The 13457-nt window shown below is 69.3% G+C and carries 9 protein-coding genes; 2 read left to right on the top strand and 7 right to left on the bottom strand.

Annotated elements, in window-relative coordinates:
- Positions 1 to 282 precede the first annotated feature (282 nt).
- Positions 283 to 1545 carry a DUF418 domain-containing protein gene (locus ACWDEN_RS06910; RefSeq protein ID WP_450857705.1) on the bottom strand — a complete coding sequence of 421 codons (1263 nt, stop codon included), beginning with the start codon at positions 1543 to 1545 and terminating at the stop codon, positions 283 to 285.
- Positions 1546 to 1741: 196 nt separating this feature from the next.
- Here ACWDEN_RS06910 and ACWDEN_RS06905 point away from each other — a divergent pair, with 196 nt between their 5' ends.
- Positions 1742 to 2407 (top strand): response regulator transcription factor, encoded by a 666-nt coding sequence (locus ACWDEN_RS06905; protein ID WP_351608003.1) that lies wholly within the window; start codon positions 1742 to 1744, stop codon positions 2405 to 2407.
- A complete protein-coding gene (locus ACWDEN_RS06900) occupies positions 2404 to 3516 on the top strand; it encodes a sensor histidine kinase (RefSeq protein ID WP_351608001.1) in 1113 nt (370 codons plus the stop codon). Before ACWDEN_RS06905 ends, ACWDEN_RS06900 begins: the two co-directional genes overlap by 4 nt.
- Here the strand turns inward: ACWDEN_RS06900 and ACWDEN_RS06895 are convergent.
- The 6 genes from ACWDEN_RS06895 to ACWDEN_RS06870 form a co-directional block, all read right to left on the bottom strand.
- The gene (locus ACWDEN_RS06895; protein WP_351607998.1) at positions 3482 to 3904 is read right to left on the bottom strand and encodes a helix-turn-helix domain-containing protein; all 423 of its coding nucleotides are present in this window, start codon (positions 3902 to 3904) and stop codon (positions 3482 to 3484) included. The genes ACWDEN_RS06900 and ACWDEN_RS06895 overlap by 35 nt on opposite strands.
- Positions 3905 to 4048: 144 nt before the next feature.
- Complete coding sequence (gene sbnA, locus ACWDEN_RS06890; RefSeq protein ID WP_351607997.1) at positions 4049 to 5053, bottom strand: 2,3-diaminopropionate biosynthesis protein SbnA; 1005 nt, start codon at positions 5051 to 5053, stop codon at positions 4049 to 4051.
- A gap of 36 nt (positions 5054 to 5089) precedes the next feature.
- Positions 5090 to 6160, bottom strand: a complete 1071-nt coding sequence (sbnB, locus tag ACWDEN_RS06885) for a 2,3-diaminopropionate biosynthesis protein SbnB (protein WP_351607995.1) — start codon at positions 6158 to 6160, stop codon at positions 5090 to 5092.
- A complete protein-coding gene (locus ACWDEN_RS06880) occupies positions 6157 to 7161 on the bottom strand; it encodes a TauD/TfdA family dioxygenase (protein ID WP_351607994.1) in 1005 nt (334 codons plus the stop codon). Before ACWDEN_RS06880 ends, sbnB begins: the two co-directional genes overlap by 4 nt.
- Before the next feature lie 41 nt (positions 7162 to 7202).
- Positions 7203 to 10454 carry a non-ribosomal peptide synthetase gene (locus ACWDEN_RS06875; RefSeq protein ID WP_351607991.1) on the bottom strand — a complete coding sequence of 1084 codons (3252 nt, stop codon included), beginning with the start codon at positions 10452 to 10454 and terminating at the stop codon, positions 7203 to 7205.
- A gap of 13 nt (positions 10455 to 10467) precedes the next feature.
- Positions 10468 to 13053 (bottom strand): Pls/PosA family non-ribosomal peptide synthetase, encoded by a 2586-nt coding sequence (locus tag ACWDEN_RS06870; RefSeq protein WP_450857701.1) that lies wholly within the window; start codon positions 13051 to 13053, stop codon positions 10468 to 10470.
- Positions 13054 to 13457 lie beyond the last annotated feature (404 nt).

Raw genomic sequence — 13457 nt, 5'->3', positions numbered from 1 at the left:
ATGCTCAGCTTCGTGGGCCACCTGCCCGCACTCCACCGTGTTCAGAAGCTGACGTTGCTTCGTGCTCGTCGAGCGACTGGGTGTTTCCCCCGGGGGGGGATCTCGAGGTGACGGTGGTGGGGGGCGTCACGATCGGGCCAACTCGGCGCACCCACCGTCTTGGGTACCGCGTCGACGGCAGCGACACTGTGCCGAACTCGCCCCAAGCCTTCACACGACCCCGAAGCCGAACTCGCGTCGCCGACCGGGTGACACCGCCCGCCAGGCGGAGTCGCCGCTCACCTACCTGATGAGCCGCGCGGGCCGGGTGGCGACGTAGAGCAGGTACTCGAGGGGACCGCGCCGGAACAGCCGCGTCCACACGGCCGCCAGGAGTACGGCAGCCGCCAGGAAGCCGAGGAGTACCGGCAATGCGCTCATGGTGTCCCCCTCGGTCGCGGGCACGTACCAGACGTCGGCGAAGAACCAGAGGGCGACGATGTGCAGGACGTAGTCGGTCAGCGCGATCATGCCGACCGCCGCGATGGGACTGGCCAGACGCGTGAGACGCGGCATCCGGTCGGCGACGGTCAGACAGCCGGCCACCACCACCAAGGCGACGCCCGTGTTGCCGAGGATCGAGAAGGACGTCTGGCTGTGCGGTGCGGCGACCAGCAGCCAGGCGGGCGGGACGCCGTTCTCGGGTTCGCCGACGGTGTCGGACCACCATGCCGACGACGCTGGTTCGCCCGTGGCGGCCGCGATGGTGGAAAGAGCGTGCGGGACCAGCCGCAGGGCCAACCAGGAGCCGCCGTAGCCCAACAGAGCGAGCGCCCCGCCCGCAACAGCCAACCGAGACCGGATGCCCGACCGCGAGAGATCCAGCCGGGCCACAGCCATGCCCGCGACGAGGAACGGTGTCCAGGTCAGAACCGGATACGCGCCAGTGAACGCTAGTTCGAGAATGCCGTCCGTGCCGCTGATCCGGGCCAGCGGGTCCCAGGCCGTGACAGCGTCTGACCAGGTCCCGTCCTCGATCGACCTCCGTACCGCGTACAGGGCCTGGGGCAGGATCAACGCGCCCGCGGCGGCGATGAGCGCGAGCGTCCGCGCCCGCAACCGGTACAGCGGGAGAACAACCAGGAAGAGCAGTCCGTAGAAGCTGAGGATCACCTCCACCGTTGTGTCGAGAGCGGTCAGGGCGTATCCGAGCGCCAGGAGGACAACGGCCCGGATGACGATCCTGGCCACTGCCTGACGGCCGGAGCGCCCGGTGTGGGGGTGCGGCCGGCCGGTGATGATGACCAGCGAGAAGCCGGCGAGCAGCGCGAAGAGGGCGGAGGAGCGGCCCCGCGCCGTCTCCAGCAGGAACCCCACCGGCCCGCCCACTGTCACGTCGGGGCCGACATGGGCGGAGTACATGCCGAAGACTGCGAGGCCACGGGCCAGGTCAATGCCGATCAGCCGTCCGGTCGACGGCATTGCACCAGCAGGGGCGGAGGGGCGCTCCGCCTCAAGGTCATGCGGCGCCTGCGTGGGCGCAGCCGGCGTTGCGTTCTGCGTCATGTCTTCAGGTCTTGCCAGGCCACCGCCCCACATCACCCGACGCGTTTCCGAAGGCCCCCCGCCAACCTGCCGAAGCCACTCCGGCCGACTGGCTGGGGCCGCGCCGCCAATCGGCGGGAATCGCCTCCGGCCCGACGAAGGACGGCTGCCGCGGTGGTACGCATCGAGTGGCGAGCATGTGAGGAGCGGAGCGCAGGTGATCCGGGTACTGGTGGTCGACGACGAGGCTCTGATCCGCACGGGCTTCACGCACATCCTGAATGCGGCAGACGACATCGAGGTAGTGGCGGCGGTCGACGGCAGCCGGGCCCTGCCCATGGTGCGTGAGTCACAGCCTGACATCGTTCTCCTGGACATCCGGATGCCGGACGTGGACGGCCTCACCGTCCTGGCCGACATCCGCCGCATGCCGGATCCTCCCGTGGTGGCCATGCTCACCACCTTCGACACCGACGAATACGTGGCGACCGCACTGCGCTCGGGAGCCGCCGGCTATCTGCTCAAGGACACCGACCCCGAGCAGCTGCCCTATCTGGTGCGAGCCCTGGCCGAGGGCGGGACGGTGCTGTCTTCCAAGATCACTCGCACCGTGGTGGACGGATACCTCGACCAGGACGGTCGCGAGCCCGCCGCCCGCCTCACCGCCCGGCTGACCGAGCGCGAGCGGGCCGTGCTCATGCTCATGGCCGAGGGCCTGGCGAACACCGACATCGGCGAACGTCTGCACCTGAGCACCGGCACGGTCAAAGGCCACGTCAGCACCGTGCTCGGCAAGCTGCAGGTCAGCAGCCGCGTTCAGGCCGCCCTGATCGCCGAACGCGCGGGTCTGCTGGCGCCGCCCCAGGGCGCGGACGCCCGGTGAAACCGAGAGGACTGTCGGCTGCGCTACTGGACGCCTCCCTGGTCCTGGTCGCGCTGGCGGACGCGTGGGTTCATGTCGACATCGAGGCACTGCCGGCCATGGTCTGGCCGCTCCTGGCCGGCCTCGCCCTTGCACTGCGCCGCCACAGACCGCTGCTGGCCTTCACGCTCACGATCCCCGCCGCCATGACCACCGACGCGGTGTTCGCCACCACGGCCGCCCTGTACGCTCTCGCCTCGTTCAGCCGCCACCGCGTCCTGCTGGCGGGCTGCGCCCTGGCCTACGCGATCACCGACTTCCTGCCCTGGCCGTGGTCGTCCCTGAAAGCCAACGAACTCACCCACGCCGACACGCTGTTGCACCTCACCTACACGTTGGCCACCGCAGCCGCTCCCGTCTTTCTGGGCCAGCTCGTACAGGCGCGCCGCGACCTCTCCCAACGGCTCGCCGAGATCTCCGAGGCCCGCGAGCACGAACGGCTGCTCACGGCCCAGAGCGTCCTCGCACAGGAGCGCGCACAGCTTGCCCGGGAGATGCATGACGTGGTCTCCCACCAGGTCAGCCTCATCGCCGTCCAGGCCGGAGCACTCCAGGTGGGCAGCCGGGACGCCGAGACCAGACACGCCGCAACCACGATCCGTCAGCTCAGCGTGCAGACCCTCGAGGAGCTGCGGCACATGGTGAGCGTGCTGCGCGCCTCCGGCAGTCGCCACACAGAACTCACCCCCCAACCGTCCCTCGCCACCCTGGAGCGGCTGGTCGAAACCAGCGGCATCGACGCGGAACTGAAGACGGACCTGCCTGACGACCTTCCTCCCACCATCCAGCGCGCCGTCTACCGCACCGTCCAGGAGGCCCTGACCAACGTCCGCAAACACGCCCCCGGTGCCAGGGCCATCGTCCACATCACTCACGCGGACGGCACCATCCGCACCACCGTCGCCAACAGCGCCCCCACCCGGCCCGCGCTCCTCCTGCCCGGCGCCCATCACGGCCTCATCGGCCTGCGCCAACGCGCCGAACTCCTCGGCGGAACCATCAGCTGCGGGCCGACGCCCGACGGCGGCTACGAGCTCAACCTGGAACTGCCGGCCGCCAACTCGCCATGACCCTGCATGCGGATGAAGGCGTGATGGTCGCGGATGGTGTCCAAGACCTCGGCGAGCTGGCCGCGGGCCGCAGCCGAGCGCAGGTGGTCCAGGTAGTCGCGGGATTCAACGTGAACGTTGATCCCGGTGGGCCTACGCCCCTATGTCCTCCTCCCGTCGGACGGCAAGCCGGTTCGCCTGCCGGGGCCATCGACCGGGTCGACCAGTATGTGGCGTTCGCCGGCTTCTCCTCCAGCGTCTCGACTATGACCCGCTCCACATCGGCATCGGTGTTCTTCCTGGCGACGCCTGACCTGGGCTCGTCGGACAGGCCCTCCAGACCGCGGGCGAGGAAGCGGCTTCGCCCGGTGCGGACCGTGTCCGGAGCGGCCTTCAGCCGCCGTGACACCTCCGTGATCGAATGCCCCTCGGCACACTCCGGAACGATCCGGGACCGCAAGGCCAGAGAGCCTGAGCCGTCGACCGTCGACGCACCCGTCCCTGCAGCACAGCCCGCCGTGCATCCGTCACCGACAACGGCGGGATCAGGTCACTAGGCCTCCGGGGCCAGGGTGTCCACCTGTGCGGTGTCAGTGGTGTCGGCGATGTCGAGCATCTGATCGCCGTACAGGTCCTGCAGCCAGTTGGTCTGGTAGACGGTGTCGAGGTAGCGCTCGCCGAGGTCCGGCGCGATGGCCACCGCTGTGACGACACTCCCGTCATGTCGTGCGAGCCAGTCCGTCGCGGCGCTGACCACCGTTCCGGTGGAGCCGCCGAACAGGAAGCCGCGTCTGGCCATGCGCCGACACATGCGGATGGTGTCCGTCTCCTCCACCTGGATCACCTCGTCCACATAGGACTCGTCGAGCAGCGGCGGGCGCATGCTCATACCGAGGCCCGGGATCATCCGGCGGCCCGGCTCGCCGCCGAACGCCACGGAACCCACGCTGTCCACGGCGACGATCCGCACCGGCCGGTGCCGCTGCCGGAAGTAGCGCGCGCAGCCCATCAGGGTCCCGGTGGTGCCCGCCCCGACGAAAAGGACGTCCACTTCCGGGAACTGACGGGCGATCTCCGGGCCCGTCGTGCGGTAGTGCGCCCACCAGTTGCCCTCATTGGTGTACTGGCTGAGCCAGACGTACCGGTCGTCGGAGGCGCACAGCGCACGGACGTACTCGATTCGCGTGCCCAGGAAGCCGCCGTTGGAGTCCTGGTCGGCAACGATGTGCACCTCGCTGCCGACCGCTTCCATCAGCAGCCTGGTCGAGAGGTTGCACCGGGAGTCCGTCACGCACAGGAACCGGTAGCCCTTGCTCGCGGCGATCACGCTGAGTGCGACCCCCAGGTTCCCGGAGGACGACTCGACGAGGACGGAATCCGGTGCCAGGATTCCGTCACGTTCGGCGCTCTCCACCATCTCCTTCGCGGCCTTCAGCTTGATGGAGCCGGCGAAGTTGAACGCCTCGCACTTCAAATGGAGCGGGTATCCGCAGATCGACTCCAGATCGATGAAGAGATCGCTCTGGTTGAATTCGTACGGAGCCGAAACGACAGGCACGACAGACCTCCTGGTGCCGGGCCGAGGACGACAGCCTCAGCCGTAACGGCGAAGTTCGTGGAAGAAGTCATCGATGAGACGGAGGTTCCCCTCCCGGGACACCTTGTCGTAGACATACTTGCCGACGGCGAGGTCGAGGACGCCGAGCCCGAACGGTGAGAAGACCACCGGCCGGCCGGGTGGTGGTGTGGCGCGCCCGGCCATGACGTCGCTGAGCGTTCCGTTCAGGAAGTCTCGGTTGCCGGTGAGCTGTTCCACCAGGTGGGGCGACGTGTCGGCCTTCAGGCAGTGCTCGACGTCGTCGACGAAGTTGGCCGAGCCCAGCAGGACCTCGGGGGCGAGGTCGCGCAGGGACACGTGCAGGACCAGGGGGTTGTGGCTGAACCAGGCCGGGTCGGTGACGTGTGGCCGGCCGGCGATGGTGGCGAAGACCACGAGGTCGCTGGCGCGGACGAGGTCCTCGGCGCTGTCGTGGACCGTGATCGCTGCTGTGGTGCCGGCCTGCCGCAGATAGCCGCAGAAGCCGGTGGCGCTGCCGGCGGACACATCGTGCACGCCGACCGCCTCGAAAGCCCAGCCGGTGGCGCTGAGGAACGTGTGGATGTAACGGGCGATCAGGCCCGTGCCGAAGAAACCGATGCGGGTGGGGCGGGGACGGCTGCGGCTGAGCCAGTCGGCCGCCAGTGCCGCGGACGCCGCGGTCCTGGTGGCGCTGATGATCGAGCTCTCCAGGCAGGCGAACGGGTAGCCTGTGTCGTGGTCGTTGAGGATGAGCACCGCGGAGGCCCGCGGCAGCCCGGCACTCACGTTCTGCGGAAAACTGGAGATCCACTTCAGACCGTCCACGGGGACCGACCCGCCGAGGGAAGCCGGCAGTGCGATGATCCGCGCAGTGGGACGGTCGGGGAAGCGCAGGAAGTACGACGGCGGGTTGACCGTGTCTCCGGCGTCGTGCAGCCGGTAGGCGGCCTCGACCAGTTCCACGAGCTGCTTCTCGCGCCCGCTCAGTGCTTGCTGCACCTGTTCACCGCTGATCACGGCGAAGGTCGGCAGGGAAGCCGGTTCGCGCGTGGCCGGCCGGGTGGCGGTCGGCAGTACGTCGGTCATCGCTCGCTCGCCTCCGAAGCCGGGCAGACGTCGGCCGGCCGGAGGGGCTCGGCCATGCCGACCAGCACCTGCCGCTCTCCGGTGAAGGCCTCTCGGCTGTGCGCGGTGCGGATGTTGTCCACGAGCAGCAGGTCACCGGCCTGCCAGGGTTCGCGTCGGGTGTGCGCCTCGTAGGTGGAGTTGATCAGCTCGACGACGTCCGCACCGATCGGGCTGCCGTCGCCGTAGCGGGTGTTGAACGGCAGTCCGTCCTCGCTGTAGACGTCCACCAGGTACTCGCGCACCTCGGGGGCCAGCGTCCACTCGTTGAGGAAGGCGATCTGGTTGAACCAGCAGCGCCGGCCCGTGAGCGGGTGCCGGACGACGGCGCTGCGGCGCTGCTCCGTGCGCAGTGTCCCGTCGGACTGCCAGGTGAAGTCGATGGAGTTGCTCCGGCAGTAGCGCTCGATCTCGGAGCGGTCGCCGGTGCCGAACGACTCCACCAGGCTCGCCCCGATCTCGTCGTTGTAGGTACGGGTCAGGATCCAGCCCTCGCGCTCGAACCGTTCGGTGAGCCCGGTGGGCAGGGCCCGCAGCACCTCTTCGGCATCGGCCACCGCCGTCGCCCCGCCCTGCTCGGGCGCGGCCAGGCAGGCGAACAGCATCAGACCGGGCACCTCGAGCAGGTAGCTGAGCTCGTGGTGCATGCACATCGGCTGGTTGGCGGGCCAGGTCGTGGACGCGTACAGGCCGAGGCCGTGGGCCTGACGGGGTGCGAAGGCCTCCCTCTCCGCCATCAGGCCGTCGGCCAGACGCGCGAAGACGGCGCCGACCTGGTCGACGTCCCGCAGCCCGAGCCCACGGACCACCAACGCCCCGTGTTCGGTGACCTGCGCGCGCAGCGCCTCGCGGAACTCGGCCGCCCAGCCGGCGGCGTCGTCGAGTGGGTCGACGTGCAGCAGCGCCGGTCTGTCCGGTCGCAGCTCCACATCGAGTGCTGATGTCAGGGATGAGAAGGGCAATTCGGATTCCTTTCGGTCGACCGCCGGGGATGCGACGGGTCTCAGGAGGAGGCAAGTGGTACGACGGTGCTCAGGACGGCCTGTGCCGCCTCGGCCGGACGGGTGCGAAGGAAGTGGTGGCCGCCGTGGGCGAGCTCGTGCAGACTGACGTGTTCGGCCAGGAGCAGCCAGTCCATGTGGTGGTCGGCGTAATCGGCGGTGTGCGGGTCGTCGGCGGCGACGACCACGGTGACCGGCGTGGGAAGCCTCACCCTCGGCGGCGCATCGAGGACCTCGCGGAAGTAGCGGTGTGCGCCGAGGCAGTCGTGCCGGTAGGCCGCACCGATGTGTTCGGCGTGCCGCTCGTTCAGCTCCGCCAGTTCCGTATAGCCGGTGTCCGCGGTCAGCCGCGCCGCGATCTCGGCGTCGCTGCGGCTGTCGAGTTCGCCGATGGCCGTGTGCCGGTCGGTGGCCGTACCGAGCAGGTGCGCACCGAGGAACAGCCGCGTCACGCGCACGCCTCGCTGCAGGAGTCTCCTGGCCGTCTCCATGGCCGGCGCGGCGCCCGAGGAATGGCCCCACAGCATGACCCGGGTCAGGCCGCGCGCCGTGATCTCGGCGGCGACCTGCTCGGCCACCTGCTCGATCGAGGCGAACGGTCCGGGGGGTGCGGCCAGGTTGTGACCGGGGAGCTCCACGGCGAGGACCGCCACTCCGCCGGCCGCCAACGCGCTCGCCATCGGCTGGTAGTTGACCGCGTTGCCGCCTGCGTAGGGGAAGCACACCAACGCGCACTCCGGCACACCGCGGCCGTCCGACAGGGGCACCAGCAGCTCTGGGCGCTCCCGGGCCGTGCCGTCGATCAGGGCGGCCAGGTCGGCGAGCACCGGGTGCCGGGTGATGTCCTTCAGGGACACCACGCGGTCGAGCGCGAGGGTGAGTCTGACCGCGGTCAGGGAGGTGCCCCCGGAGTCGAAGAAGTGGTCCGTGCGGCGAATCTGCTGCTCGGGCACCCCCAGCAGCTCGGCCCAGGCCGCGGCCAGCCTCCGCTCGGTGGGGCTGAGCGGGCCGGCGTCGTTCCCCGCCTCCCTTTCCGGTGCCGACTCCTCGGCCAGTGCGGTCAGGGCCTTGCGGTCGATCTTGCCGTTGGCGGTCAGCGGGAGGCTGTCCTGCCAGTGGAAGGCCGACGGGACCATGTAGGCGGGCAGCGCCGCGCCGAGGGCCTCACGGAGTGCCTGCGGCAGCTGCCTGCTGCCGGAGTAGAAGGCGATCAGCTGCTTGCCGCCGCCGGACCGCTCGGCGACGACCACCGCGCCGTCCCGTACTCCGTCCACCCGCAACAGGCAGTTCTCGATCTCGCCGATCTCGATCCGGAAGCCGCGGATCTTGACCTGGCTGTCCCGGCGGCCGAGGAACTCCAGTTTGCCGCCGGGGTGCCAGCGCCCCCAGTCCCCGCCCAGGTAGAGCCGTTCACCCGGCCGGTACGGGTCCGTCCGGTACGCCTCCCGGGTCCGCTCGGGATCGTTGACGTACCCCCGGCCCACGCAGACACCGGAGAACGCGATCAGCCCCGGGGCGCCGAGCGGTACCAGGGACAGGTACTCGTCCACGACGTAGACGCGCACGTTGTTCACGGGCCGCCCGAGCAGCACCCGGTCGGGCACCCCGTGAAGGATCTCGTGGTTGGTGTCGTCCGACGTCTCCGTCAGCCCGTAGGCGTTGAGCAGAGCGATGCCCGGCTGGACCGCGAACCAGCGCTGGACCAGCTCCCGTTTGAGTGCCTCGCCGGTGACCGACACGCACCGCAGGTCCGGCAGCGTACGCGGATGCTGCTCCAGATACGAGACCACGACCTCGAGATAGGACGGCACGACCTGTGCCACACCGACCCGGCCACGCTCCAGTGTGTCGACGAACCGCTCCACGTCCGTGATCACGTCCTGCTCGACCAGCAGGGTCCGCCCGCCGGCCAGCAGCGGGGCCATGAGCTGCCACAGGGAGATGTCGAAGCACTGCGGGGCGGTCTGGGCCACCACGCACCCCGCGCCGATCGCCAGGTCCTCGATCTTGGCGTGGAGATGGTTGAGCATGCCCGCGTGCTCGCACATCGCCCCCTTCGGCTCACCGGTGGAGCCGGACGTGAAGTAGATGTAGGCGAGTTGGCCGGGGTCGACCTGAACGCCGAGGTCATGGTCGGCGTGCGGTTCGGCGTACGCCGTGTCGACCAGCAGCTTCTCGACTCCCGGCAGGGTGGCCAGCGCCTGGTCGAGGGTGTGGGTGCTGCCGGACTCGGTCAGGACCAGTCGGCACCCCGCTCGCGACAGCGTCGCCGCGATACGGCCGGCCGGGAAGTGCGGCTCGATCGGCAGGTACACGCCGCCCGCCTTGAACACCGCCAGCACCGCTGCCGGCCAGTCGAGGTTGCGCTCGGTGACGACGGCGACCACGTCCTCCCGGCCCAGGCCCCTCGCCAGCAGAGCTCGCGCCAGTCTGTTGGCGCGCCGGTCGAGCTCGCCGTACGTCCACTCCTGCTCGCCGTGCACGGCCGCCACGGCCTGTGGATGCGCCCGCACCCGCTGCTCGAACAGTTCGTGTGCCCGCGCGTCGGGCAGCGGCCGGCGGGGCCCTGCCAGACCTTCCAGCTGCTCCTGAGCCTCGTCCGCCGACAGCAGGCTCTGCCGCGTGTGGTCGGCGTCCGGATCCGCCGTCATGAGCCGCAGCGCCGTCAGGTGGTAGCCGCCGATACGTGCCGCCGCCGCGGCGTCCAGCACATCCGTGCGGTACCGCAGGCGCAGCCTCAGATGTCCGCCCCGGTCGGACCAGCGCACGTGCAGGACACCGTCGTCGGCGTGGGTCTCGTCGGCTCCGATGGGACCGAACACGACCTCGTACGGCGGCTCCGTCAGTCCGAGCTCCCGCCGTAGCTTCTCCACCGGGAACTCCCGGTGCTCCAGCACCTCCGCCTCGGCGTGCTGGGCGGCCGACAGCAGTGCCAGCCAGGACCCCGGGGAGACGGCCGCCCGGCACGGCAGCGGCTCGCCGCGCACACCGGTGGTGTAACCCGTGACCACGTCCGGCTCGACGGACAATGCGGCCAGCACCTTGAGGTGTGCGGCCAGCATCAGAGCGCTGACCGGCAGTCCCCGGTGCCGGACCAGTTCCCGTACCGCCTCCGTCACCTCGTCCGGCACCGCCATCTCGTGCTCGGCCGCTCCCGGCACCGGCTCCCGAACCCAGCGCGGCACCGTGGTGCCACTGCCGGCGGTCAGTACCCGGCTCCAGAACTCCTGGTCCGCTTCCACGCGCGTCCCCATCGAATGGCCTTCCTCAACTCGTCGCTGTTGTGGCGGAGTTGGCTGTTGACGTTCCCCGGCCGACGCCGGTGGACCGGTTGCCGCTCTCCGGCATGTCCACCGCGGGATTGCCGCCCCAGTGTGCGTTCCGAGGGACTTCCTCGCCCTTCATGAGGAAGGAATCGGGTGCCAGCACCGAGCCGTCGCCCATGGTCACCCCGTAGTGCACATGGGCGCCGACGCCCAGCGTGCATCCGGCGCCGAGCGTGGTGCCGTCGGACTTGAAGGTGCCGTCCTCCTGCGAGTGGCACTGGATCTTGCTGCCGGCGTTGAGGGTGCAGTCGTCGCCGATGGCGGCGAGCGTCCGCTCGGTGAGATAGCAGCCGTCGTCGAACACCCTGTTGCCGATGCGCACGCCCAGCAGCCGCCAGACCAGGCTCTTGAAGGGGGTGCCGTTGAAGAGGTTAAGGAAGTGGTCCGGGACCTTCCACAGCCGCTCGTGCCACCAGAAGTACGGGTCGTAGATGGAGCACAACCGGGGGCGCAGCGCACGGAACGATGTGATGCAGCGCTCCACCAGGATGAAGTACACGGTGGAGAAACCGAGTGCGATCGCCAGGTATCCGGCGATCACCACGTGTCCGATCACGCCGTACAGGTCCACCGAGACGAGACCGAACAGGGTGAGCGCGAAGGTGTGCAGCCATCGCACGAGCAGCATGAGCGCCATGGACCGAAGGTTGTAGCGGTTCTTCGCGGCGAGCCGGTGGCGGAGTGTGTCGCCTGTCCTCAGATGGTCGAACCGTGCGTCTCGGTCCACCGTTCGGGGAATTTCGAAGCACGGTGAGCCGAGCAGCCCCACGCCTTCGCGGACCTCGCCGTCGAGGGGAATCATCACCTTGGTCGCGAGCAGGCAGTTGCCCCCCGTCCTGCCGCCTGCGGGATAGGCGATGTTGTTGCCCAGGAAGTTGTGCGGCCCGATCGACACCCTGGACAGCCGGAAGGACGTACTGGAGAAGTCCGCGTTGAGGATCGAGAGTCCGTCGGCGACCATCGTTCCGCTGCCGACGGAGACCAGAAGCGGCGTCTCGTGCTGCACTTCGGTGCCGAAGTTCGACCCGGTCTGCTCGACCCGTGACAGGTCGTACCCGAGTCCGCGGAGGTAGTGCACGATGTAGGAACTGTCACCGAAGAGCCAGGCGAAGAACCTGACGTTCGTCATGCGAGCCGTGGCCCGGTGCAGCGCGTAGTGGAAGCCGTAGAGCGGGTAGACCTGGTCGGGCTTGACGAACAGACCCAGCAGACGCGGCACGGTGCACAGGGCCACCAGCCCCAGGGCGGCGCACCCGAAGAACAGCACGAGGGAGAGCACCAGCGCGTCGGAGAGCAGTTCCGACCGGGACAGTGCGGCCGTCTGCGGGTCGAGTCGCTTGCCGATCGCCGGTACCTCGGTGAACAGCATGTACGCACCGCCGACGACCAGCGGGATGTACAGGAGGAACAGCTGCACCAGGGTGCCGAGGCCGAACCAGGCCCGGCGCGCGGTGCCGCATCCGGCCGGAGCGACCCTGACGTAGTCGATCCGCGTGGGCTCCGCCGGAGATCCGTGCCAGTGCTCACCGTCCGGGACCGCCTGGCCGCGGTGCAGGGCGGACGCATGGCCGAGCTGGGCACCGTGGCCCATCGACGTGTCGATGTCCAGGACGGTCTTCTCACCGACGACGACATCGCGGCCGAGCGTGATCCGCCCGGTCTGGATGTGTCCCGCGTGGGCCCGGTAACCGAGGAAGAACGAGTCCTTGCGGATCACCGTGCCCGCGCCGATCGTCAGCAGGTCGGTGCAGACCGGGACGGAGTGGGAGAGGATCGTGACTCCCTTGCCGACGTGTGCGCCGAGGGCCCGCAGATACAGCACGTACAGCGGAGTCCCGGTGAAGAAGACCATCGGGTTCGCGTGGAGCAGCGCCTTGACGAGCCAGAAGCGCAGATACGTCAGGCCCCAGACGGGGAATTCGCCCGGTCGCCAACGGCCGATGAGGAGCCATTTCGCGACGACCGGGAACGCACACAGCGCGACGAACCCGATGCCGCCGAACAGCAACGACCGCAGGTAGACGTGCGCGAGGCCCGAACCGGTGGCGATCCACTCGTAACCCGCGGCGGTGACGAATCCGGAGACGAGGGAGTAGCTCAGGAAGACCAGTAACTGGAAGGTTCCGCAGAGAAGATGGTTCCACCGGTGCCCGGCCGGCCCCGGAGTCGGCGACGGCACGTGCGCCGGCGCCGATGGGGCGTCCACCGCGTCGACGCGAGCCGGAGCAGCCTCCCCGAGAGCCGCCGCCAGGCTTCGGATCGTGGGGTGCTGATAGATGTCCCTCATGGATGGGGACGGCAGATCCGCTCTCTTCCGTATCCGCGCGCAGAACTGGGCCATGACCAGGGAGTTGGCGCCGAGATCGGCGAAGAAGTGGCTGTCGACCGGAACGCGCTCAGCGCCCATGAGGTCGGCCAGCGCCTGCGCGAGCTCCCGCTCGGTCTCCGTCCCTCTGGGGGCGGCGTCACTCAGGACGACGGCAGGGTCGTCCGGCTCCGACAGGACCTCTGAGGACTGATCCGCCATGCGCTCTCCTCTGGAACGTGGATGTTCCTGATCACGAACCGGCGGATCCAGTTTGTCTATATAGGGGGCAAGTTGCCACTTATTTCCTTGATTCCACCCTGCGCTCGGTCTGGGAGGTTGGGGCTTTTTCCCTTGTTTCCGGGCTAGGAAAGGGAGCCCGCACGTCATCCACTTGGCGGTCCCCCAGATGCCGCGGAAGGATCCGGCGAGCGCCGTGATCGGGTTGGGCGGCAGCGCCGATCGAGCCGGGCATGGGGCGCCGGTCCGATCCGCCGCCCGTAAGCCGTCGATCGCCTTGCGGTCGAGGCAACTCAGCCGTCGGCCGCCGGGCGCCAGGTGGAGGTGGTGCTCCAGGAGTGAGCGGAGGTGCCGCACCGAGGCGGCAGCCAGGTGGTGCCGCCGGT

It is taken from the genome of Streptomyces sp. NPDC001153 (assembly GCF_053598315.1).
This window is presented reverse-complemented; position numbering and strand designations above follow the sequence as displayed.

What these genes read in the sequence shown, in the direction of transcription:
- ACWDEN_RS06910 (WP_450857705.1), bottom strand. Translation starts at nt 1,545, where the DNA reads ATGACGCAGAACGCAACGCCGGCTGCGCCCACGCAGGCGCCGCATGAC.
- sbnB (WP_351607995.1), bottom strand. Translation starts at nt 6,160, where the DNA reads ATGACCGACGTACTGCCGACCGCCACCCGGCCGGCCACGCGCGAACCG.
- ACWDEN_RS06875 (WP_351607991.1), bottom strand. Translation starts at nt 10,454, where the DNA reads ATGGGGACGCGCGTGGAAGCGGACCAGGAGTTCTGGAGCCGGGTACTG.
- ACWDEN_RS06870 (WP_450857701.1), bottom strand. Translation starts at nt 13,053, where the DNA reads ATGGCGGATCAGTCCTCAGAGGTCCTGTCGGAGCCGGACGACCCTGCC.